Source organism: Natronococcus occultus SP4, assembly GCF_000328685.1.
GTDB classification, from domain to species: Archaea; Halobacteriota; Halobacteria; order Halobacteriales; family Natrialbaceae; genus Natronococcus; species Natronococcus occultus.
In genome coordinates, this window is record NC_019974.1 from 2,962,614 (window position 1) to 2,985,282 (window position 22,669).

Sequence of the window (22,669 nt, forward strand, 5' to 3'; positions counted from 1 at the left end):
GGGTGGGAGTCTCATCCCGGTGGGTCGCGTGATCGCCACTGGGTGGCCGTCGGCTGGACCCGACCGGCCCACCGCCGCACGCCCGCCCCGCGGGCGTCGACTACGGCTCGAGCGGGAGCGGCTGGCTGTGTGGCAGATCGGTCAGAAACGGTTCGAGGGCGGCGTCCTCAAGGACGACCTCCCCGCGTGCCCGGTCGTACTCGATCACGCCGTGGGCAGCCAGCCGCGGGAGGTGGTCGTGGACCAGCCGGAGCTCGGCGCGGTCCCGGGCGGGCGCGCCGGCCCGCGTTCGCCGGGCCGCGAGCTGGGCGGCCAGGGCGTCTACCGTGACGTGGTCGTCGGTATCGAACAGTGCTGCGAGGACGTGCTGGCGCTCGGTGTCGGCCAGGAGCGCGACCGTCTCATGACTGTCCATGGGCGCCGTCGGGAGAGCACACGAAAAAGGCCCGCTCCAAAGAACGTAGGCGCCGTTCCGTGAACGGTTCAGCTCGCGAACCCGTCGGTGCCGTCCTGGGCCACCCGACAGCCCCTTCCTGGCCAGCCGGTGGGTCCCTGATCCGCGAGCGGTCGGCGCCACCCCTGCTCGAGACCAGGCTCCGGCCGCGCGTCGGCCACCGATCGAGACCCGGCGCTCGGTGCCCAAGCTGTCGTCTCCCCTCGCGGACAGCGCCGGTCGCGGCCGTCGGAATCGTCACAGGAAATAGTGAAATTTAAACGAACGGGGTCGAAAGATACGGATGGCGTGTGACGGAGCGATCCAACGCGCGCTTCCTTCCACCATCCCATTTCACTGGCGCCCGGCGAGGGTACCGATGCAACCTGTTCCCGAGGAGCGCCCGCCGTCTCCGAACCGGCGGCGTGCCGACCGGGCGCCCGTATCGTGTTCGGCCTGTGACGTCCTCCCACGACTGAAGCCGTGGGCTTCCGCTATATTTGTGTCATTGCAGCAGCGTGGCCCCGGTCGTCACGGACGGCGGTGGGCACATCTGCCAGCCATCACAGCGCCCCACTGGCTTTTCGTCGGTGAGACATCCCGGGAGCAGCCGGTCGGCTCACACACCAGCCGCTATGGAGCCTCGCTCCGGTGACCGACTCGGAAGACAAGCCCTGAGGGGTCCTCTGTGATCGCGTGAGAACGAGTGGGAGACGGTCGTCCGGTAGCGGAGTCGAAGGCGGCCGACGCCCGCCCGACGACGGGTGTCTGGGCCAACATGGTCTCCGGACGCCGGGCGGTGGAGACCGACACCCGCGTGGCCGTCTTCGGTTTCGCTCACCCGCAGACTGGGGGAGTCGGGGACGAGCGGTTAGGCGTCGTCCTCGTCGCCCAGCGCGTCGTCCTCCGTCTCGAGATCGTCATCCTCCTCGTCGTCCTCCTCAAGGTCGTCATCGCCGTTTTCGTCGAGCTCGTCGTCTTCGTCGTCGAGGGCGTCGTCCTCATCGTCTTCCTCGAGGTCATCGTCCGCTTCGTCGTCCTCCTCGAGGTCGTCATCCTCCTCGTCGTCCTCGTCGAGCTCGTCGTCTTCGTCGTCGAGGGCGTCGTCCTCGCCCTCCTCGTCGAGATCGTCATCCTCCTCGAGGTCGTCGTCACCGTTTTCGTCGAGGTCATCGTCCTCGTCCTCGAGGTCGTCCTCGGCGGGATCGTCCTCTGGCTCCTCCTCTTCCTCATCGCCACATCCGGCCAGGGCGACCGCGGCACCGGTTCCAGCGAGCGCTACGAACCGTCGTCGGTTCAGCGAGTTCTCTGACATATTCCAGCCGGAGAGATTTCGGGATAACATATAGAGGTGTACGTCTGACGGGCCGATCAGTGTATTTATATATCCATTGCAAGATCCGATCCGTGAGCGTCCGTCACGGCTGTTATCGGTCGCACCTACCGGTCACTGGGGATCCTCGCCGGAATGCGCTTCCCGGCGGGGCCCCCTCCCCGTGACGCGGCGGTCGCTGAGCGTCCCTTCCATGTCGTCGGCGAGGGAGTCATCTCGGGGTAGCTAACCGGCCCCCAAGGTCGGCGTTCTCGGCGGGGCTGTGTCCGGCGCTCCATCCGGGATGCCAGCGCAACACGGGTGGGTCCGGGTTTTCGAGCACGGCTCCTCTGCGAAAGGCCTCTCGAGCGTTGACTCGCCCTGACCGGACGACCGGGGGGCAAAACATGGCAGCCAAGGAACCAACAAGCGTGATCAGACGCAACCGCGTGGCGTCAGTCGTATGTTAGTCAGTAGTCCTTTCCCTTCCGGTCACGGGACTTCTCGGCGAAGGTCTCCGGTCCCCGTGTGTACGTGTCGGCTTCCGCTTCATAAGCTGGGTAGTTCACAGTACCCCTGCCTCGAGAATGACATACAGCGACACGACCAACCCGGCGAGCCCTGCGATCAGTTCCTGTTTCTCGGTTGGTAACTCCATAGTGAGAGATAGAGTGTCTCTGTACAATAATCCGCCGATCGCTGGAGCAAGTACAGTTCGGGTCGGCCGCTACGGAGGGAACCGCCCTGTAGTGGTGTATGTCTCTCGTTCGATGCGGCCGACTCGAAAGGCCACCGGCCCGGCAGCGTTGCGTACACAGCATACGACGTGTCCCGAAACAGGGCGTCGTTACCGGTAGGTGTCGATTGAGATCCCGTTTGCAGGAACAGAACAACCGTGGAACTGGTAGGATCTGAGTACTAATCAGTGTATGTGGTAATGAACGCCGTATGGACAGACGACATGTCCTGCTCGGTAGTGGTACCGCGCTCGCGACCGTCCTCGCCGGCTGCTCTGGCAGTATGAGCGGCCGGGAAGAGGCGGCGAGCGACGAGAAACGTGAGACGGATGACTCGAAGACAAAGAGGGACGACGAGCAGTCCAAGACGAAAGAGGACGACGAGAAGCGCTCCGACGAGAAGCCCGACAAACAGAAGGAGGAGGCCAAAATCCCTGGCTTCGACCGCGCGAAGTGTTACGTCGAGAGCGATGTCGTTCGGATCAAGGAGATAGCCTACTCCGACCGGTGTCTGGATCTGCAGGTGATGCTGAAAACGTCCGACCGAGAGACGCTCCGCAAGGAGCTCCGCGCACTCGCGCCCGGGCTTGCACGTGGGATTCGTGACGCCGAAGCGTTCCTCGCGGAGGTCAAAGAGATCAAATTCACCCTCTACGACAAGCACAAGAACCGGCTCGTCGCGCTCTACCTCGACGTCGCCAGACTCCGCAAGTACCTCGACGGTGACCTCACGAACGACGAGCTCGTCGATCGACTTCTCGACGGCCTGGACCACCGCTAACCCTCGCTTGGCCCTCTCTGCCACGCTTTGGGTGGCTGTGATCCGGTCCTGAGCGGCCTCTTCTGTCACGAGGCCCACACCGATACGAACGGATCGGCGTCCCTACGGACTCGGTCGGCACGACGCCGGTCACGTTTCGATTCACCGCCCTCGATGAGTAACCCGAGTCCGGCTCGGTCTCTGTCGACCGGCCTCAGCGGCCCGGACCGAACGAGGATGCGTGTCATCCCTGGAACGCTGCCACCGGTTCGGCTCGGTCGAGCCGCGTCCGGGGTGTCGCCGACGCGGTAACGACATACTAACAATACTCCAGTCGGCTGTACGCCGTGCTATATCAGTTGTATGGATCGTCCTCGGTTGGTGGCTGAGCAACGAGCAGAGCCAGGCACAGCCGTACGCACGACTCGGGGGAGCGACGACCGTAGTCGGTCCGCCGACGGGTCGTCGTGGATCCGGATCGGAGCGATCGCCTGGCTGGTGGAGAAGCCACTCCAGAGGGGAGCCCGTCTGTCGGCTTCGAAAGGGAGTGGCAGCCGAGCGCGCAGCGCGAAAGCCAGCAGGAGGGTTAAGACGGGGTCAACATGCGCCTGAGCGATCGTCTCGTGGCGGGACGCACCATCATAGAGCTCGGCCTGACCCAGCTGCGACATACCCCCGGTCGAACCGTACTCGCGATCGGCGGCGTCGTCCTCGCGGTGCTGTCGGTAACACTGCTTGCAGGACTCGGGATCGGCGTCGTCGAGACGGGACAGGACACGTTCGACGACTCCGGACTCGAGATCTGGGTCACGGGCGGGCCCGGAGCGGAGGCGACGACCGATAACGAGGTCGTCGGGACACAGACGCTGACCGACGAGATCCGCGACCACGAGGGGGTCTCGGGGGTCGTCGGGATCGCGATGCACGAGATCTACGTCGGCCCGCAGCCCGATGAGACCGAACTGACCACTACTGTCGGCATCGAGGGCTCACACAGTCAGTTCGAGCGAGCGGATGAGATTGAAGACGGTGCAGGGATACTTTCGAGGGCCGTCGTCGTCGATCCTGCTATCGCAGAACGCCACGATCTCACGGTCGGCGATCCCGTCTATATCGGGGCAAGCCCACAGACTGTCGAGGCGTTCACCGTCGCCGAGATCGGCTCCTACGCCCAGTACACCGGGACCGAAACGGTCGCCCTCCAGCTCGGAACGCTCCAGAGAACGACTGGGACCGCCAGTGCGGACCGGGCCTCGTTCGTCGCCGTCACCGTCGCGGACGATGTTGATCAGGAGGCCGTCCAAGCCGATCTCCAGGCCGCTCACCCCGACTACGACGTCCGCAGTAGCGACGATCAGTTCGCCGCGATGGTCACCGACCAGGCGCTGGTCGTTGCAAGTGGCGTCGCCCTGGTCGGTCTCGCCGTCGTTGGCGGAATTGCTCTGACCGGCAACCTGTTCGTGTTGGTCGCCTACCAGCAACGTGAGACGCTCTCGGCGCTGCACGCGCTGGGGCTGTCGAGAGCGTTCCTTGCGGGGCTGATCGGTATCCAGGGTGCGCTCATCGGTCTCCTCGGCGGCGTCGTTGCGCTCCTGGCAACGCCCGTGCTCGCCGCCGCCCTCAATCGGCTCTCGACGGCTGTACTCGGATTCGAGCGGCTCGTCCGGACCGGGCTTGAGATCTACGTCCTCGGACTGGCGGTTGCGCTCGTCGTCGGGACGGCTGTTGCACTCGGCGCGGGCTGGTATGCCGGACGGGCGGTGACGGTTACATCGGTTAGAACGTGAGGACGCTGTTCCTGTGTCCACACGGTGCTGGTCATTCGTCTGGACAGTCGTCCACTCACCGGATCGATAGCGGTGGCGAGACTATTGGTCCAGAATCTTTAGGTTCATCGCAGCCAACTACATTGTAGAATGACTCAGTCGATCCCCACACAGTGTCCCGAATGTGGCTCTTTAGACGTGCGGGTGACGAAACTATCCCCGTCCGAGCACGACCAGGGTGACGAATGGGCCACCCGTGTCGCCTGTAGGGGATGTACGGAGTACGTCGAGTGGTTCAACTGAGCGGCTCGCTGACCAGCAGTACGATCAGCGTTGTCTCTGCTGGGGAACCGACGACGATATTCGTATAACTTTGTTAGGGACCGAACGGCAGTAAATTCGTGATCTGATCTTACCTGCTTTCTGTTCATTCCACGGGGTTGAAAACCGTATTCTGTCGTAGTCGGCCAATATAACGGAATTCCAGCCGATTCCTCATTAGCAGAACCAACTCGATTTATTCAATTATATATTATGTCCAGTTCACCTTTGAACAAGACTAATATATATCCGTGAACGGGCTAAGATTAGGTGACTGACAATCCATGCACAGAAACTCTTTCGTATATCCTCACTGTACTCTTAGGAAAACTATCTACCTTGTAATTCAGCTATAAGAAACAATGGAAAGAGAAAGACCACTCATCGATAAACAGCGTATTCGCACCATTTACTGCTATCAGTATCCTAACCAAAAGCTCAAATAATATGTCATCCAAACGCCATAAAATAACAATCAGTGCACTGGTTCTTCTAACTGCGGGTATGATTGTCAGCACAGAACTCATCACTGAGCGTCTATTTCCGGTCCTTCCAGCGTCAATAGCACTCTGTATGGGGATCATTTTAGTCGCCTACTACGGACGAGACCGGCTAGTTGGTCCCCTGCTCCTCGCTGGTATCGTCGTAAGTGTCCACCTTCTATGGATGGCAGCCTTCGGTTCGTCTATGATCGGAACGGATCCTGATAAGGTAGCTCTCTGGACACAAGCAATGATCGAGGAAGAGAGTTTGAGTGGCACACAAGAACATTCAACTTTCTATGCGGCTGCACCCGTGTTTTTGATTCTGGCTGCGTTTGCCTCGCTCATACTCGATACGACCATACGATACGGATTCTTGATCTATCCACTACTCGTCGGATTCCTTCTGCCGATGATGACTGCTGCGGTTGTTTCCCGTGTTTGGCGATCGAAGGACGCCGCGTTAGTCGCCGGAATCCTGTCAATGACAATGGCCCAGACGGTAATGTACTCCTTTACTCAGATCCCACAGAACGCAGCCGTATTCCTCTGGGCCGGATTTACACTCGCTGCGGTTCTATACCTTGCCGGTATAGTCGACAAGAATCGGTCGCTAGTACTATTGACGGTATTCCTCGGAGCAGCAATTCACACCCACAAAATTTCGGTTCTTGTCCTATTTGGCGGTGTTGCAACGTTGCTCGTTGCGACTTTCCTTCTCATGCGACTGCCAGTGGAACTCAAAGACCAAAACATCAAGCCTGCCTCGACGATGTTTGCCAGTGTCGCAATGGTCTCCGGACTCGGACTAGTTGTGCAGTGGGAGTGGATAACAGAGTATACCGATCGTGCAGTCGGACGCGTACTTGCAATGACGACAACACCTTCCGGATTAGAGGAATACGAGTATACTACAGCTCTTGCGCTTAATTCAGACGTTCTGTCTATTGCCTCCTACTCTGCACATTTGGTGGCTAGTCTCGGAGTAGCCGGAATCTGCTGGCTCATTATCGCTCGAACCGATTATTACAGAGAGCCTGTTATTGGACTCCTTTCGTTCTGTGCGTTCATCGCGGCATTAACGGTCTTTTCAGTCTTTGGACCGATCGCAAACGGACGTATCCTATTCTATGCTGAGCCACTGCTTGCGATCATCATTGGTGGAGGTATTGCAATTAAACTTGGTCCGCGAAAATCCCTCGTCGTTGTTGCAATCTTCGCGTTCATCACTCTACAGCTATTTGTCGCCCCTGCGACACCGGACTACCCAGACACTTCTCGCTCATATCTCACTGAGAACGAAGTGACCGCAAAAAGTTGGGGTGAGACGCACGGAACAGCGGGTATCTATACAGACCAGCGATACTCTCGGGAGAATCTGCCGAGCAATATCGCCCAACATGAAGACCCTGACACTTATCGATCACTTGATGATGAAATATTTGAAGGTGACCTTAATACATCAGAATACAATTGTGTAGCCTTCCGAGATCGGCCACAAGATATTCACAGCTCTGAGCACGGAACGTTCATTTGGACGTGGGATGTTGAGGGCTACGTCGCTAATAATTACGGCCAAGTACATACAACAGGTGACGTAAATCACTACTGTAGCGGTCCCTAGTCGTAGGCAGAAAACTCTGAATGGATTCGTTTATAGTAATTGAATAATAAGAATATTATTTGATCTGTTATTACTAATAGCATATGTTTTCACAGGTGCTTTGTGAAGAAATAAGGCACTCAATGGTTCTTCCCTTATTTAACCATAATTTCTCCACTCATACATCATATTTACATCTCTTGCTACTGTCCAAAAGATAAATGTGTGTTCAATATCATTACTGAGTATGGCTGATGATCCGGAGAATCTAATTGACGTTCCCGTAGCGAAGCGGGCAAAGGGAATATTCAACTGGTATCAGGGTTCACGAATGGAGGATTTCGATACGTTGATTGGAAATCACCACACCGGTGGAGGAAGGGCAGCATCAGTTGCCTGTGGTGATGGTCAATTCGAAGCACAGTATCTCGATAATCGATTCGAGGAGATTATCGGCGTTGAATTCGATAATGAGCGGGTACAGACGGCTAAAAGTCGGGGAGTTGATACGATTTGCCAAGCGGTGCCTCCCCTTCCGTTCGAGGATTGGTCTCTTGACGCGGTCGTCTCGTTAAGTTCAGTTGAACATTTTCCGGATGAACGCCAGTACGTAGAGGAGGTCGTTCGATGTCTTCGCCCTGGTGGAACCTTCTATCTCAACATGCCGATTGAGGTTGGAATTGGCGGATTGTTGCGCTTCTTTGGAAAAAACGTCGTCCATCCCACTTGTAGCAAGTATCCGGATTCGTGGCGCCGGTTCATTGATTACTCGATAGAAGAGTTCCGTAAGCAGACCCCGCGGGATAAACACGGAACGGGTCATAGGTATTATAATTATACCTATCTCGTCGATGACCTCAGAGAACTGTTTGACGAAGTAGAAATATATGGGTGGCCAAACCGATGGGCAGGCCCCTGTAACGTGGCCTATTTCGCTCGAGCGACGAGACCGCAAAAGAGGCTTATAAATGGGTAATTAAAATATTGGATTTAATGGATAGTGACTTTTATAAATAATTTTAATTCGGTCTAATCATAATTGAAATGACGCCCAATTAGATCGCTGTCAGATTTTATTTCATATCAGAATTCTATAAACTAAGACTTGGTTACAGAAAAGGAGCAAAGGGCCGTGTTGAATCGCCATAAGGAGGTGGAATTCACTGTTTCACGGCTCGCTTGATGTTATAGACGACACATATCAGGGCGGTTTCTCGGAATTCACGGAACCAGGACCGCGCTTGCACGGCAAAGTTGAGTGAGCGCTTGATAGCCGAATTCACTGTTTCAGTCATAGAGTACTGATTGTAGCGTTGTTCGTCAATTCTGGCGTTGTGCGCGTGATCGTAGAACGCGAAGATACGATGTTTGATTAGCGGTCTAATATCGAAATCACGTAGCACTTCACGGAATGATTGTTTGTCGTAGCCCTTATCGGCGGTGACCTTTCGGGGCGGCGGATTCGTCTCTATCGGCAGTAACGTTTGAGCAACCGGTACAACTTCCCCAATGAGGCGAGATTTGGGTCATGAACAACTGAAGTCTCCCGCTTCAAGACCTTCGATTTAGCGAACCATTCCGCCGCCGTCTAGTGATTCAACACAGCCGAGCAAAGAGATTTCATGGGTATTTATATTTCGATAAGAGGGAAATAGAGGTGACACAGCTATCATTACTACTATGGATCTACAACGACTAATTTGGGGGGAATCACCAGAACAGCCGACAGTTCCACTCTATTACCCGCTGCTTGCGTTGCTTCCGGTTGTGAGTAGTCTTACTGTCACAACATGGTTTCTCCCCCGTGAGTTGGGCTACTTCATCACAGCAACCTCATTGGCTGTGGTAGCTTTGTACGGTGTACTAGCATATACTATCCGAGATACCGACATTCCATTACAAGTTAGTACTCCGTTTTTTATTTTACTGGGAGGATATTGGACGGGTTTGGTCGTCCACTACTCTCATTCCCCTCATATTGAAATTCTTCAATATATTCTTGTCACACCTCTTGCAGTTTTCACAACGGTAGTTATACTGCCTGCACTAATCGACGGGCGTCGGCAGGTATTCACCATGGGGATTACACTCATAACGGTGGTGTCCTCACTAATTGGAATTGTTGTCCTCTGGCAGGAACCGAGCGAACTGTCTCGCTATATCGGAAGTCCGGTATTAGGCATTGGTAACCTCCGAACGACATCAATTTTTCATAATCCAAACACCTATGGCTTCTTCATGATGGCGGGCAGCCTTGCGGCCTTGTACACGTATTTGACCCGTCGCGGAGCAGTATGGCTTGGGGCACTTGGTCTGTGTCTTCTTGGTCTGTTCATGAGCGGAGGTGATGCTGCATTTGTTGGCTTTGTTGCTGGTGCCGTACTCGTTCTCTCCGGCCCAGATTATCGGTTCGGATTCTTCGGACTCCTCTTCGCGGTCGTGGGTGTCTATATTGCGATTCAATTGGGACACGTTACCGATGTCATGGAAGGAACACTGATGCAGCGAGTTGACCGATGGGTGGCCTCGCTTGAGCGCCTCGCGCAAAATCCCCTGCTTGGAATCGGTTTCGCTAATACAGCCTCGCAGATCGGTGAAGAGATTGGTCCGCATAATTCCTACATCTATCCGCTACTAAACACTGGTATTATCGCTGGTGGGTTCTACCTGGGTGCACTTATCTACGCACTCGGCCAGGGACTCCGCACGTGGTGGACACCATGGACTGGATTCGTCGTTGGACTAACTGTCGCGATCTTTCTCTATATGGGATTCGAGTCACTCTTTCTGGGTGGCCTTAGCGTCTCCTCGATACTGCTGGGACTCTCTCTCGGACTGCTTCTCTACTCCTCGGAGACACGACACTCGTGGCTGGGGACACAGAACCGGTAGCCACCCATTGTTTTGGTTTGAAACGGTAGGTCAGAGGACGCCAACCCGGGTGTGACTGCTGCCGTTCGGTCCACTTTCAATGTCTATTCCAACAAACTTTAACCAAATAATCTATAATACCATTATACTAAATGTCGCGTGATTGTGTGTATTGGCGGATTGCAGCTCTCGGAACGGTGATAATCGCGGTCATTGCAGGGGTTGTAGCGTCCGTTCTTACGACACCAGAGCCGATCACGGAACGGGTTGCCATCCCAGCTGCCCTCATCGGCGGCTGCGTTGGCGCCGCACTGACCCCGCTGTACGTCTCTCGGCCCCGGTCGACACCAGCAGTGCTCAGACAGACCGGCCGACAGGTCGGCCTCGCCTGTCTCGTGCTCATCGGCCTTGCAGTTGTGGGCGTCCCCGGTGTCCCGCCGGTGGCGACGATCCTCGTAGCTGGTGGCTTCCTCGTTTTTGTCCTGCCGGGCTGGTATCGTCTCTGTCGCCGTCGGACCCGGTCCCGTCGCGTCCTCGTCGTCGGTGACGAGCCACGGTTGCTCGAGTCGGTGCTCCGATCGGTACCCACGACACCGGTCGGGTTTCTCTCGCCGGTGCTGTCCGATCACTCCGGTGACACACCGCTTTCGGCGCAGTCGGAGCCACCGTCGCCGGCCGACGACGAATCGGTCGTCGCAACCGACGGGGGGAGGTCCGCTTTCGGTCGGCAAGCCCCGGATCGCCGTATCGAGCGCCTCGGTGGGCTCGCCCAACTAGAACGCGTTCTTCGGACCCGTGACGTCGATACTGTCGCGCTCGCGTTCTCGACGGCCGACCGCGAAACGTGTTTCAGCGCGCTCCGTACGTGCCGTGACCACGGTGTGGAGGTGCTCGCCCACGAGTCGCTGTCGACTCGGGTCCGCGGCGACGAGCGGGTCGGCGACTCGCTGATACGCGTCGATCTCGAGCCGTGGCCGTGGTACAGCCGGGCGATCAAACGGGCGTTCGACGTCGTGTTTGCAGCGGTCGGCCTCGTCGTGCTGGCACCGCTGCTCCTGGGTATCGCGGTGGCGATCAAACTCGATTCTCCGGGACCGGTCCTGTACAGGCAGACCCGAACGTCCGTGTTCGGCGAGCCGTTCACCCTCGTGAAGTTTCGAAGCATGGTTACGGACGCCGAAGCCGATGGGATCCAACTGAGCCGAGAGGACGCCGGCGAAGTCGACCCCCGGGTGACGGATATCGGCCACTGGCTCCGGAAGACCCACCTCGACGAGATTCCCCAACTGCTCTCGATCCTTTCCGGCGCGATGAGCGTCGTCGGTCCGCGGCCCGAGCGGCCCGCGATCGATCGCGAGCTCACGGCCGACGGCCTCGAGTGGCCGAAACGCTGGTTCGTCAAACCCGGGCTGACCGGACTCGCCCAGATCAACGACGTCACCGGGTTCGAACCCGAGACGAAACTCGCGTACGACCTCGAGTACGTCCGGCGGCGGTCGCTCTGGTTCGATATCAAACTCGTCTGCCGCCAGCTCTGGCTGGTCGTCGCGGATGTGACACCGCTTGCTCTACAGCGCCGGGGTACCGACGAGGACTCGGAGCACCGCTGATGATGGCGCCACGAGTCGACCACTCCCGACGAGCGAAAGTCGGGAGACACCTGCTTCGTGTCCGCTCGCCGGGAACGAATTACCAACAGAGAGCGATGATTTTTTCACACCACTGGATGAATTTAGACACAGTTCGATCCGACGTTCCCCGCAGACCGACAGAGCACGTGAGACGGAATTAATGACAGACGACTCACCCACGACAGACCGACAGTTGCGCATCCTCCGGGTCGCACAGACCGTCTATCCGGACGTCAAGGGCGGCGGCGCCTACCACGTCCACGCGCTGAGTCGCGATCAGGCGGCGCTGGGACACGACGTCACGGTGTTGACGATCCGTCGCGATCCCGAGCTGGCACACGTCGAAGAGCGCGATGGGTACACCGTCGTCCGGTACGACCCGTCGGTGACGCTGCTCGGCAACGAAATCTCAGCCGGTGTTGCACGGTACCTCAAACACGCTGCCGGGTTCGACGTCGTCCATGCCCACTCACATCTGTACTTCTCGACGAACCTGGCGGCACTGAAACGGCGGCTCGGAGACGTTCCACTCGCCATCACCAATCACGGGCTCTACTCCCAAACCGCCCCGGAACGGGTGTTCGAGTGGTATCTGAAGACGATCGGGCGGTGGACGTTCAATCGGGCGGACACCGTCTTCTGCTATACGGACGTCGATAGACGGCGGCTCCGCGAGTTCGGCGTCCGAACGGAGATCACGGTCGCCGCGAACGGCATCGATACCGAACGCTTTACCCCGGGGGGACCGACGAGCGACCTGATCGACGCGGACGGGCCAGTGGTGTTGTTCGTCGGCCGACTGGTCGAGGGGAAACGACCACAGGACGTCCTCGATGCCGTTGCGACCGCTCGTGAGGCCAACCCCGAGCTGACGGTGTACTTCTGTGGCGAGGGACCGTTGCGCGATGAACTCGAACGACGGGCAGGTGAGGCGGTCGGCGACAGCGTTGTCTTTCTCGGCCACGTGCCGTACGACGAGATGCCCCGGATCTATCGCGCGGCGGACGTCCTCGTCCTGCCGAGTCGCGCCGAGGGTGTCCCGCGGACGGTCCTCGAAGCGATGGCGTCCGGAACACGCGTCGTCTGCTCGGACCTCGAGCAGGTCGCCTCGGTCGTCGGGGATCATGGTGCCGTCGTCCCTGTCGGCGACGTCTCGGGATTCGCGGCCGAGATCCGGGCCCAGCTTGCACGCCCGACGCGCGGCGATGGCGGCGTCACACCGAACTACGACTGGCGGACGACCGTGAGTGCTGTCACGGAAACTCTTCAGCAGCTCACCCAGTCCTGACACCCCTCACGACAGCGGGCGTGGATGCCGCCCGTGTTCGTGGCCGTGCCGAACGCTCCCGCCGTCGCCGCCGAGCGCGGTCGTTGCTGTCGGGACTCAGGGCAGGGTGGCCGCCAGTGACTCGTAGAGTTCGGCCGTGCTCCGCTCGAGATCCGTGCTCGTTTCGTTTCGTACGCGAACGATGTCGACCGCTGGCTCGTCAGCGGCCGCCTCGACGATCGCCTCCTCGACCCTGGCTTTCCAGTCGAAGGCGTCGGCGATCGTCGCGCCGGTGTCGGCAGGCGAGATGCGACTTTCGTCGGTCGCCCGTGCCTCGAGCCGGTCACGCGCCGTCTCCGGGGCGATCTCAACGACGACGATACGGGCGGGCCCCGCCCGCGAAAGGGTGTTCACGGCCCGTTCGGATAGCGCCGTCAGATAGTCCCGGTCGGCACGAAGGGCGACCGACCAGACGGCCTGAGAGAGTCCTTGATCAAGCAAGCGGACGCCATCGCCCCGGTGGGCATCGACCACGCCACGCACGAACAGCCAGTTGAGCAGCAGCTTTCCTGCCGTCGCGGGTGTCGGTTGGTCCGTCGCCGCAAGCAGTCGCCCGCTCGAAAGCGCTCGGTCCGGTCGACGGCCGATCGCGAAAGCAGCGTACCCCATCTTTGCGAGATACCGTCGCATGCGCGTTCTGTCGTGGACCAGCGTGTAGGTCGGCTCGGTGACCGGATAGCCGTCGGCTGCGAGTCGTCGCCCGAGACGGTGGGCGATCGTTGACTTGCCAGCGCCCGGCACGCCGAAGAACTCCACAACCACCCCGTTCGTATCGGTTGGCGGTCTCATACGCACCCCGCTTGGTCCCGATCGCGTGCCGAGTTCATCGTGTAGAGTGTCCGTCGGCGAGTTCCCGGTACAGGCTGCGGTACTCCGCGGCGGTTTTCTCGAGGGGAAACCGGCTCCGTGCCCGCTCGTACGCCCGGTCGGCAAGCGCCGTCGCACGGTCCGTGTCCGCGAGCAGGTCACGCAGCTGTTTCGCAAACGCCTCGGGACGGCGCGGGTTCGCGACGGCGCCGGCGTCGCCGACGATCTCGTCGAAGACGTCGATATCGCTCACCACGACCGGAAGGCGACAGGCCATCGCCTCGACTACCGCCATACAGAACCCCTCCGAGAGCGACGGCTGCACGTAGAGATCGCTCGCCGCGAGCAGCTGGTAGACTGCATCCCGCTCGATAAACCCGGTGAACTCGACGGCATCACGAACCCCGAGCGAGCGGGCGAGCGCCTCGAGGTCGCTGCGCAGGGGGCCATCCCCGACCAGCGTCAGCCGGACGTCGGTGTCGGTGCTGGCGACCGATGCAAACGCTCGGAGGAGCAGCGACTGGTTTTTGGTCTCGCTGAACCGGCCAACACAGGTTATACGTGCTCCGGCGATCTCATACGGGTTCTCCGGGATAGCGATGGCCCGGTCGATTCGCGCGACGTCGATCCCGTTGTAGATCACACCGAGCCGACCCCGGGTGAGGAGGCGTTCGACCGCGTACAGCGACCGCAGCGTCTGGGCCGAGTTCGCGACGATCCGATCCGCCCGCGGGAGCGTTGGCAGGTTTACCAACACCTGCGGAAGCGAGTAATGCTCCTTGTGGTCGGCGTGCTCGGTGTCGACGATCGCTATGTGACGAGGGGCCAGCAACCGTGCCAGCGAGCCGACGAAGTTGTGATGGGTATGGAGGACGTCGTACTCGCCGGTCGTCAACACCCAGCGCAGGTGGCGGATCGCGGCCGGATCAGTGCGTGACTCCGCACCCAGCGGGATCAGCTCGACGTTCGTCTCGGGAGCGAGGGCGGCCTCCGCGGGAGAGGCGTCGTAGTACGAGACGACGGTGACGTCGAGATCATCAGCGAGCGCGATCCGTTCCGAAAGCTCGTAAGAGAAGGTCGTATCACGGATATGGCTCAGTACGACAAGAACGCGGGTCATCCTGCGTATTCACTTCTTCTTCATAATATAAAACCACTGCTATCGAGAATTTATACCGCACCGTCCTCGAGCTGGGTGGCGATCTCCGCCTCAGCGACCTGCTCGGAGCCAACCAGCAGTCGCAGCGAGCGTGTCACCGAGATCGCCGTCTCAACGATCGTGGGATGCGTGTAGCTGAGCGCCAGCAGGGCCGCTCTGCGTTTCGTCGGTTCCGCTTCGACGGCCCGTTTCAGGGACTGCCTGGCGGCCTGTAGCTCGCCGGTACCTAGGTACGCCCGTCCCGCTCGTTCGTCGATCGCCGCCTTGGCGGCGCCGAGATAGCCGCGCTCGTGGATCAGTTTCTCGTGCTTATTGAGGACGACGGCGTAATCGCGCTCGATCGCCGCCGGCGAACTGGACATACTCTCGTGTGCGGTTCGAAAGCAGAGGTGGTCGGCGACGGCCGCGACGTGCCACTCCTGACACAGCCTGAGATAGAGATCCCAGTCCTGTTTCGTGGGAAGCGTCTCGTCGAAGCCACCGACCTGGTCGAGTGCCTCTCGGCGAACCAGCACACGGGACGGTGAGCCGATGAGGTTCTTGCGGAGGATGGCATCGGAGAGATCCCCGCTTGGCGCACTCGATTCGACGTGAATCGGATCGCCGTCCGGCGACACCGAGACACAGAGACAGGTCGCGAGCCCGCTCTCGGGCGCGGCCTCGAGCGCCGCGACCTGGGCGGCGAGTTTCGTCGTCGCCCACCGATCGTCGTCGTCCAAAAACGCGATATACTCGCCATCGGCGGCCGCGATGCCGGTGTTTCTCGCTGCCGACAACCCCCTGTTCGTCTCGTGCTCGATGCAGGTGACGGCGGGTGGAAACTCGTCGACGGTCTCGCTGGCGTACGGCCTCGACGAGCCGTCGTCGACGACGATCACTTCGACCTCATCATGTGTCTGATCCAGTGCTGTCCGGATCGCGCCTCCGAGAAAAGACGGCCGGTTGTACGTCGGAATGACCACACTGACGGCTGTCATATCCAGTGAAGCTCCATTCACCGTCTTTAGCTTACCGTTTCGGCTACCGGACTCGATCACCCGTGAGCCGATACCGGCACGAACCGGCAGATGTTTTTATCGTTCGGTAGTTTCAGCGTATATGGAGTCGCGAGGGAATGTCTGGCGTCTGCGACCATCTCTTGATCAGGTATGATCGATCGGGATCTCCTCCGGTTGAACACACGGGACACGATCTGTGAGCTGTTCACACCGGGTTCGATCTTTCCGCCCGGAACGATCTGTGCCGTGGCACCGACCGCGATCGAGACGTATGTCGAGTACGACGTGTTCACCAAGTACGGTCACGCGGGCCACATCGAACCCGGCGAGTGGGATCTGCGGGCCGCCCCGCTCTCGTCGAGTCCCAAGTACCGGCTCATACGCGACTATCAGACCGGAGCGATCGACAGCAGTGACCTCACGTACCAGCGACTGCGGGCGGCCGGCTATCCCGAAAGCGAGGCGTCGTTCTACACCGAGTACGGCTACGGCACCTATCTCGACGCGCTGTTCGACTCAGTGAAGCGAAACGGAATCGAGAACGACCCGACGGAAGCCGGATCGCAGACCCAACCGGCCGACAGATACGATCAGATCGCGGTCAACATCGGTCGTGACGGGGCGGTGATCTTCAACTCGTGTGGGTTCCACCGGCTCGTGACGGCGACGGTCCTGGCGGTCGAGACGGTTCCCGTCCGGCTCAACGTGATCCACGAGGACTGGTGGGACCGGGAGCGCGGGCTCGAGACACAGCTCGAAGCACATCCGTCGCTGTCGTACGTGGATCGAGTACGGCCCGCCTGGACCGACGTCGTCCGTTGACCGCAGCCAGCCGGTGGCAACGGTCCGGGGCACCCGCCAGGGCGTCGACCGGTGGTGAGGACGGGACTCAGCCCGGAGCCAGCGACTGCAGCTGTTGTTTCTCGATCAGACCGACCGACACGGTCGCACCGAGCCAGACCAGGCCACCGAGGGCGACGACTGCGAACAGCGAGACGAAGCCGTCGATCGCAGACGCAAAGGGGAAGACGACAAGCGCCATGACGCCGGTCACGGCAGTGATCTTCACACAGCGCGTGCCGATCGCCCACCAGTCGAGGCGGAGTTCGAGATGCATGAGATACACGTTCAGTGCGACGTACACCGCATAGGTTCCGGCCGTCGAGACCGCGGCCCCGGCGATCCCGATCGTCGGGATCAACACCAGGTTTAGACCCAGATTGGCAACTGCCGTCACCCCCTTCGCGTATGCGCGGTGTTTTGCGCGACCGAGGTAGTCCAGTCCACCGCTGGTGATGTAAGAGATCGCCTGGACGACGAGATAGATCGTCAGTAGCTGCAGAACGATCGTCCCACCGGTGTACGCCGGCCCGAACAGAAGCCGCAGCGTCGGCTCCGCGACGATCACCAGTCCGACGGCGGCCGGCACGTAGAACAGAAGCGTGCTCGTAAGCGCCTCCCCGTACAGCCGGGAGGCGGTCTCGAGATTATCGCGGTGGAGTTGCTCGCTGTATCTGGGCGCGATCGCAAACCCGAGCGAGTTCGCAGGGACCTTCAGAAACGTCATGATCTGCTTTGCGACGACGTAGTAGCTCACCGCGAGTGGTGTCAGGAACGCCCCGATCAGCAGGATGTCGACGCGTTTCATGAGAGTGCTACTGTTCTCCGTGAGCGTGATCGGGAGCGCGTACTCGACGATGCGACGGCGAAGCCCGGGTTCGATAGGGCACCGCTCGGCGGTGGTGTAGAGGGAGTAGACGGCACCGACCGTCAGAGCAGCCGCCACGAACGAACTGACCACGTAGCCGACGAGGGCGCCGACCGCACCCAGCCCGGCTAGAACGAGCCCGATCGCGACGAGCGGGCGGACAACCGCCTCGACAAGGGCGATGGACGCGGCCCATTCGATCTTTTTGAACCCCTGACAGATGCTTCGCCCCGAGTTGAACACCCCGTGGGTGATGACGTAGAGCCCTCCGACCAGCAACAGGGGTTCGAGCCCCGACTCCCCGAGCAGGACCGCGACCTGTTCGCGGGCGAGGACGAGCCCGACGGTAACGAGGCCAAGCGTCCCCACGAGGACGAGCCCAACGGTCTCGATGATGTGGGGGATCTGGCCAGGCGCCGTCTCCTCGTGTTCGGTAATATACCGGGCCGCGGACTTGCCGAGCCCGAGTTTGCCAGCGACCGTGACGATGGCGAACAGCGAGATCGCGAGATACAACAGGCCGTAGGCGTCCGGGGAGAGCAACCGGGCCAAGACCACGACGAGGAGGCCGTTGGAGAGGTTCTTGAGGACCTGCGAGAGAAAGTCGGCTTTCAAACCAGTGGCGATCTTTTCACTGAGTGACATTCGGGTGAAGGCTGGGTGGTCGGCTACTGTGTTGGGCCGGTGCTGTTCGTTTCTTTCGTGCGAACCGGGTCGGGAAGCGGGACGTCATTGCCGGCGCCACGTAACAGCGAGACTCCGACGAACGTCGCTAGAAGCCATGACTCCGTCGACAGACCTCCCAGCGTGAAGGACTCTGTCAGCATCTGTGCCACCAACAGCACCAGCATCGAGAGGACGAACTCGTGCCACGACGACCCGGTCCATGCCTTGCGCCAGGCGACAGCCACCGAGCCGAGAATCGCCAGTATGTACACGCCGCCGACGAGATAGCCCAGGTTCAACACGATCGCGACGAACGAGTTGTGCGTCTGGAACTCGTGCTCGAAGCCGGCGCCGACGAGAGGGGTGTCGGCGGCATGTGCGAGTGCGGCCTGCCAGAACCCGAGGCGCTCGCTGCCGCCTCGCTCGATGATGAGCGTCAGATACGACAGGCCGGTCTCCGTCAGGAGGAAGCCGACGGCCGCGAGCAGACTCAGTACCGCAAATCCGACTCCCAGAGCGGGCGATCTGAGCGCGAAGAGGACAACCGTGGCCGCCAGAAACGCTGCCAGTGCCATCGTGGCATCCGTAAGCACGAGCCCGACGAGCACCACCACGAACGCCACCCCCCAGGCCGGACGCCGGGTCTCGAGAACGCCCCAGAGGGCACTCAGACTCGCCACGGCGGTGGCGAATCCGAGGGCGTTCGGGTTGGCGTAGACCGAGGCGATCCGATACCCGGGCAGCCCGAAGACGTTGTTTCCGGTCCAGGGGAAGGTCACACTGGTAGTATGTTCCAGCACGAGAAGCACGAACCCGAGTACGGTGAGGGCCCCCACGGCACCGACGAGCCCGCCCAGAAACGATCGCGGGGCGGTCCTGATGGCGGGAGCGACGAGGAAAAAGAGGACGACGACAAGAACGGGAGTGAGAACGATATACGGGAGGATCGAGACGCTGCCGGTGAGCGCAAACTGGAGTAGCAGGCCGATCCAGTAGAGCCCGAACAGCCCGAACACGATCGGATGCGGACGGGACCCACTCATCCGGTCACGGTTCGCTCTCGCTACGAGTCCCAGATAACAGATCGGGAACACCATTCCCGCCGAGATGAGATAGCCGACCGTTGGCTCGAGCAGCCACGTAGTCGGTGCAAGCCCCGCAAACACGAGCGCAACGCCGATGTACGTCACAGATCGCTCCGCCGTACTCATGGGTAGTGGCGCCGAACCGGTGTCGTGCTGTGGGCCCGTTGCTGGTGGGGGGTGTTGGCCGCCGGCCTGCTGGGCTCGTTCGAGCCGGTCGAGCGCTGCTCGCTGCACGGAGCCGCGGCGGTCATCATGCGGTGGATAGCCCGCGTTCGGTCGGCTGTCCTCCAGCCGCGGTCGATCGCGAACGAGCACGCCACCCGCCGCGGAACGGGTCGAGAACGCCGGTCTCGCCACACGGAAGGGTCCGTGGCTTGGACCGGCTCGGAGAGGGACGGGGTCGCGGTTTCGGCCTGGCGTGACACACTCCCGGGAGCGAGCGCCGCAGGAAGATACCGGCGGCAGGAAGAAGAGAGACGACTGGCACCATTTACTGATAGCTGGCTATTCAGTTGCAAAAGGATTTTCATATCGCATCCATGTGCCGCCGGCTAAGCCACACAGCGGGGACTCCGTCGACGGTCAGCCGTGATACCCATCGGTGTGCCGGTTCCGGCACTGGTGGTCGAAAGAACTGCGGTTGCCCACGCCTCCGCGCGGTCCGGCAGCCGTGGGCGACGCCATCGTCGTCCTCGGCTATCGTTCCTCCCGAAGAGGGGCCGAAGAGTTACTGTACAGCGGCCGTGTTCGTGTTCCCGAGTCGTGCTGGGGCGTGCTACGGGCCCGAGGCGACGGCGTCGGAGACTCGAGTCGTCTGCCGGAACTCGACAGGTCGCCGTTGTCGGCGCGTACGTACTCTGTGTCCCCTCGGTGACGCCGTTACGATTGTCGATGACATCCGGTCCCCGTTCTCGGCCACACGGTCGCCCGTGACCGGCGAATGTGACTCCTACCATGGCCAGCACGTGGTTCGCTCGGTCACAGCACGGCTGTACCGAATCGCTAGTCTAGGAAGTCTCGTTCGTCGGCTCCGCCTCCGCGGTCTGGGGGGTGTCGGAAGAGACCGTCGGCAGGTCGCGTCGTTTGTACAGATAGGCAGCGACGATCCCGAGCCCACCAAGCGGGACGAGCACACCGAGCTCGTACCATCCGGGATGTTTGAGCTTGCGTTTTTTGGCATCGAAGTAGACCACCGCTGATGTCGGAATTTGCAGAAAGAAGACGACAGCAAAAACGAGGTAGACGGTCGGGTCCATTTTCAGATAACTGGTTACTCAGGTGGAAAAGGATGTTCATCTCGATGGCTCAGTGAGAGAGCAGTCTTGTAGACACGTTTCGTCCGTCCGGCGACGCTCACGACCAGCCATGAGGGCAATCCAGTCGGCACCGACAGAGCGAACGGATCCATGCGCTGCAGGGATCTGATCTATGACGCGTGTTCGTCCCCATCGGTACCGGTATGGATCGCCATCTCCCAACGCGTCTTCGTTTCATAGATACTTCTCTCTTCTACTGTCCGCTATCGTAATTGCTTCAAAGTACTATAAGTATGTACTACCTCTTTGAGAAGAGGGAAATTTAGATATATTGGGTAGGTATTAATATCTCAGAGGTCAGAGAAAAAAGAGATGAGTGAGGCGATCCCGCCACAGTGTCCGGAATGTGGCTCCACGAACCTCGCACTCTTGCGTGTGTCACCGAGTGAGCACAGCCGAGGCGACGAATGGGTTACACATGCGGCATGCGAACACTGCGATGAGTACACCGAGTGGTTCGACTGACAGTCGCGGTCGAACGGCGCCAACCGCCGTTACTCGGGTGGTGTGTTCCGTGATGAGACCCTGTCCTCGGCTTGGGACGCCGATTGTCGGCTCGACTCCTCCTGGTGCTCTAGAAAGGAGAGTTCGCGCTGGGGGAACGGGATGGTGATCCCTTCCGCTGCGAACCGGTCATAGATACGCCGGTTGAGCTGATCGATCGCCCGTTTTTCGGTCAGCGGGTGGGCGATGTACACCTGCACCTCGAACAGAAGTGTGGAATCACCGAACTCGGAAAACAGGACGCGTGGCCGTGGTGAGTCCCGGACCATCGGCGCGTCCTCACAGACCGTGCTAGCGATCCGCTCGACGGTCTCGTAGTCGGTTCCGTACGCGACGGAGACGGGAACGTCGATCCGGATATGTCGCTGTGGTGCCGACTGGTTGACGACCTGGGTCGAGTTCAACACCGCGTTCGGGACGGTTACCATCGTGTTGTCCGGGGTCAACACCGTCGTCGACCGGATTCCGATGTCCGTTACGGTGCCCCGCGTGTCGTCTTCGAGTAAGACGACATCGCCGGGATGATACGTGTGGTCGAACGAGAGCGAGATTCCGCCGATCAGGTTTCTGATCGCGTCCTGGGCGGCAAAGCCGACGACCACGCCGAGAACACCGGCAGAGGCCAGAAACGGCGTTACTTGGAGGTTCCATACCTCGACGACGACCAGCACCCCGACGCCGACAACCGCGATCGTCCAGAAGTTCTGGAGGATCGGTGCGAACTCGTAGCGCTGTTCGCGCTCGTTCGCAACCTCGAGCCACTGCTCGCCGATCCGAATCGCAGCGCGTGCCCACACCACTGCCAGTGCCGTCAACACCACGTTACTGAGAAGTGATCGTGACGCAATGAGTCCGAACGCCTGGAGCACAAGGGAGCTACCGATGAACAGAATCGAGAGCGAGAGCGGCGTATAACTCTCCGTTGCGATCGCTCGCCGCAACGACGTAGACTCGTCGGTCGCCGATCGGTGAAGATACCAGCGACCACCCCAGTGGACGAGCCGTGACAACAGATACGTCGTCAGAAGAACCAACGAGAGCACAAACCACTCCCACTCGGGTAACGCCACTGCGAGGACGCCGGAGTCGAGGGAGGCAAGCCACGGCGGCCGTGCAAGGAGTGGGTCGTGCATTCGAACCGTCTCGATTAGTAGACTACTGTTTATACTATATTTATATGAAC

18 protein-coding genes are annotated in these 22,669 nt (G+C 60.0%); 8 read left to right on the top strand and 10 right to left on the bottom strand.

Annotated elements, in window-relative coordinates; genetic code table 11:
* Positions 1 to 100: 100 nt before the first annotated feature.
* Positions 101 to 415, bottom strand: a complete 315-nt coding sequence (locus NATOC_RS14640) for a DUF7344 domain-containing protein (protein ID WP_015322240.1) — start codon at positions 413 to 415, stop codon at positions 101 to 103.
* An 889-nt stretch (positions 416 to 1,304) separates the two neighbouring features.
* Complete coding sequence (locus tag NATOC_RS22635) at positions 1,305 to 1,748, bottom strand: hypothetical protein (protein ID WP_157224637.1); 444 nt, start codon at positions 1,746 to 1,748, stop codon at positions 1,305 to 1,307.
* Positions 1,749 to 2,693: 945 nt separating this feature from the next.
* Here NATOC_RS22635 and NATOC_RS14650 point away from each other — a divergent pair.
* The 4 genes from NATOC_RS14650 (at position 2,694) to NATOC_RS21230 (ending at position 8,390) form a co-directional block, all read left to right on the top strand.
* Positions 2,694 to 3,263, top strand: coding sequence for a hypothetical protein (locus tag NATOC_RS14650; RefSeq protein ID WP_015322243.1), 570 nt, complete (start codon positions 2,694 to 2,696; stop codon positions 3,261 to 3,263).
* A 581-nt stretch (positions 3,264 to 3,844) separates the two neighbouring features.
* A complete protein-coding gene (locus NATOC_RS14655) occupies positions 3,845 to 5,029 on the top strand; it encodes an ABC transporter permease (RefSeq protein WP_015322244.1) in 1,185 nt (394 codons plus the stop codon).
* A gap of 747 nt (positions 5,030 to 5,776) precedes the next feature.
* Entirely contained in the window at positions 5,777 to 7,435 is a 1,659-nt protein-coding gene (locus NATOC_RS21980; protein WP_157224638.1) for a hypothetical protein, read from the top strand.
* A gap of 226 nt (positions 7,436 to 7,661) precedes the next feature.
* Positions 7,662 to 8,390 (top strand): class I SAM-dependent methyltransferase, encoded by a 729-nt coding sequence (locus tag NATOC_RS21230; RefSeq protein ID WP_015322247.1) that lies wholly within the window; start codon positions 7,662 to 7,664, stop codon positions 8,388 to 8,390.
* A 184-nt stretch (positions 8,391 to 8,574) separates the two neighbouring features.
* On the opposite strand, the gene NATOC_RS21235 is transcribed toward NATOC_RS21230, so the two are convergent.
* Positions 8,575 to 8,892 carry a transposase gene (locus NATOC_RS21235; protein WP_342664422.1) on the bottom strand — a complete coding sequence of 106 codons (318 nt, stop codon included), beginning with the start codon at positions 8,890 to 8,892 and terminating at the stop codon, positions 8,575 to 8,577.
* 469 nt (positions 8,893 to 9,361) lie between these two features.
* Between NATOC_RS21235 and NATOC_RS14660 the strand changes: the two genes are divergently transcribed.
* The 3 genes from NATOC_RS14660 to NATOC_RS14670 all read left to right on the top strand — a co-directional run bounded on the left by NATOC_RS14660 (position 9,362) and on the right by NATOC_RS14670 (position 13,204).
* Entirely contained in the window at positions 9,362 to 10,306 is a 945-nt protein-coding gene (locus NATOC_RS14660) for an O-antigen ligase family protein (protein WP_245549648.1), read from the top strand.
* A 332-nt stretch (positions 10,307 to 10,638) separates the two neighbouring features.
* Positions 10,639 to 11,895, top strand: coding sequence for a sugar transferase (locus tag NATOC_RS14665; protein WP_245549649.1), 1,257 nt, complete (start codon positions 10,639 to 10,641; stop codon positions 11,893 to 11,895).
* Positions 11,896 to 12,109: 214 nt separating this feature from the next.
* Positions 12,110 to 13,204, top strand: coding sequence for a glycosyltransferase family 4 protein (locus tag NATOC_RS14670; RefSeq protein WP_086009777.1), 1,095 nt, complete (start codon positions 12,110 to 12,112; stop codon positions 13,202 to 13,204).
* Positions 13,205 to 13,300: 96 nt separating this feature from the next.
* Here NATOC_RS14670 and NATOC_RS14675 read toward each other — a convergent pair whose 3' ends face one another.
* The 3 genes from NATOC_RS14675 to NATOC_RS14685 are packed head-to-tail and all read right to left on the bottom strand — an operon-like array spanning position 13,301 to position 16,186.
* Positions 13,301 to 14,032, bottom strand: a complete 732-nt coding sequence (locus tag NATOC_RS14675) for an AAA family ATPase (RefSeq protein WP_015322251.1) — start codon at positions 14,030 to 14,032, stop codon at positions 13,301 to 13,303.
* 34 nt (positions 14,033 to 14,066) lie between these two features.
* Positions 14,067 to 15,170: a glycosyltransferase family 4 protein gene (locus NATOC_RS14680; RefSeq protein ID WP_015322252.1), complete on the bottom strand. Its 1,104-nt coding sequence runs from the start codon at positions 15,168 to 15,170 to the stop codon at positions 14,067 to 14,069.
* A 50-nt stretch (positions 15,171 to 15,220) separates the two neighbouring features.
* On the bottom strand, positions 15,221 to 16,186 hold the full coding sequence (locus tag NATOC_RS14685) for a glycosyltransferase family 2 protein (protein ID WP_015322253.1): 966 nt from the start codon (positions 16,184 to 16,186) through the stop codon (positions 15,221 to 15,223).
* Between the two features lie 171 nt (positions 16,187 to 16,357).
* Between NATOC_RS14685 and NATOC_RS14690 the strand changes: the two genes are divergently transcribed.
* A complete protein-coding gene (locus NATOC_RS14690) occupies positions 16,358 to 17,029 on the top strand; it encodes a hypothetical protein (protein ID WP_015322254.1) in 672 nt (223 codons plus the stop codon).
* A gap of 67 nt (positions 17,030 to 17,096) precedes the next feature.
* Here the strand turns inward: NATOC_RS14690 and NATOC_RS14695 are convergent, their stop codons facing one another.
* The 4 genes from NATOC_RS14695 to NATOC_RS14710 all read right to left on the bottom strand — a co-directional run bounded on the left by NATOC_RS14695 (position 17,097) and on the right by NATOC_RS14710 (position 22,619).
* A complete protein-coding gene (locus tag NATOC_RS14695) occupies positions 17,097 to 18,560 on the bottom strand; it encodes a flippase (RefSeq protein ID WP_015322255.1) in 1,464 nt (487 codons plus the stop codon).
* A 23-nt stretch (positions 18,561 to 18,583) separates the two neighbouring features.
* Positions 18,584 to 19,792, bottom strand: coding sequence for a hypothetical protein (locus NATOC_RS14700; RefSeq protein WP_015322256.1), 1,209 nt, complete (start codon positions 19,790 to 19,792; stop codon positions 18,584 to 18,586).
* Between the two features lie 881 nt (positions 19,793 to 20,673).
* Positions 20,674 to 20,922 (bottom strand): hypothetical protein, encoded by a 249-nt coding sequence (locus NATOC_RS14705; RefSeq protein ID WP_015322257.1) that lies wholly within the window; start codon positions 20,920 to 20,922, stop codon positions 20,674 to 20,676.
* A gap of 554 nt (positions 20,923 to 21,476) precedes the next feature.
* Entirely contained in the window at positions 21,477 to 22,619 is a 1,143-nt protein-coding gene (locus NATOC_RS14710) for a mechanosensitive ion channel family protein (protein ID WP_015322259.1), read from the bottom strand.
* Positions 22,620 to 22,669: the final 50 nt, after the last annotated feature.

Excerpts from the sequence above, each read along its gene's own strand:
- NATOC_RS14655 (WP_015322244.1), top strand. The coding sequence starts at position 3,845 with ATGCGCCTGAGCGATCGTCTCGTGGCGGGACGCACCATCATAGAGCTC.
- NATOC_RS14700 (WP_015322256.1), bottom strand. The coding sequence starts at position 19,792 with ATGAGTACGGCGGAGCGATCTGTGACGTACATCGGCGTTGCGCTCGTG.
- NATOC_RS14650 (WP_015322243.1), top strand. The coding sequence starts at position 2,694 with ATGGACAGACGACATGTCCTGCTCGGTAGTGGTACCGCGCTCGCGACC.
- NATOC_RS14640 (WP_015322240.1), bottom strand. The coding sequence starts at position 415 with ATGGACAGTCATGAGACGGTCGCGCTCCTGGCCGACACCGAGCGCCAG.
- NATOC_RS21230 (WP_015322247.1), top strand. The coding sequence starts at position 7,662 with ATGGCTGATGATCCGGAGAATCTAATTGACGTTCCCGTAGCGAAGCGG.
- NATOC_RS14675 (WP_015322251.1), bottom strand. The coding sequence starts at position 14,032 with ATGAGACCGCCAACCGATACGAACGGGGTGGTTGTGGAGTTCTTCGGC.
- NATOC_RS22635 (WP_157224637.1), bottom strand. The coding sequence starts at position 1,748 with ATGTCAGAGAACTCGCTGAACCGACGACGGTTCGTAGCGCTCGCTGGA.
- NATOC_RS14680 (WP_015322252.1), bottom strand. The coding sequence starts at position 15,170 with ATGACCCGCGTTCTTGTCGTACTGAGCCATATCCGTGATACGACCTTC.
- NATOC_RS14690 (WP_015322254.1), top strand. The coding sequence starts at position 16,358 with ATGATCGATCGGGATCTCCTCCGGTTGAACACACGGGACACGATCTGT.
- NATOC_RS14710 (WP_015322259.1), bottom strand. The coding sequence starts at position 22,619 with ATGCACGACCCACTCCTTGCACGGCCGCCGTGGCTTGCCTCCCTCGAC.
- NATOC_RS14695 (WP_015322255.1), bottom strand. The coding sequence starts at position 18,560 with ATGTCACTCAGTGAAAAGATCGCCACTGGTTTGAAAGCCGACTTTCTC.
- NATOC_RS14705 (WP_015322257.1), bottom strand. The coding sequence starts at position 20,922 with ATGGACCCGACCGTCTACCTCGTTTTTGCTGTCGTCTTCTTTCTGCAA.
- NATOC_RS14685 (WP_015322253.1), bottom strand. The coding sequence starts at position 16,186 with ATGACAGCCGTCAGTGTGGTCATTCCGACGTACAACCGGCCGTCTTTT.
- NATOC_RS21980 (WP_157224638.1), top strand. The coding sequence starts at position 5,777 with ATGTCATCCAAACGCCATAAAATAACAATCAGTGCACTGGTTCTTCTA.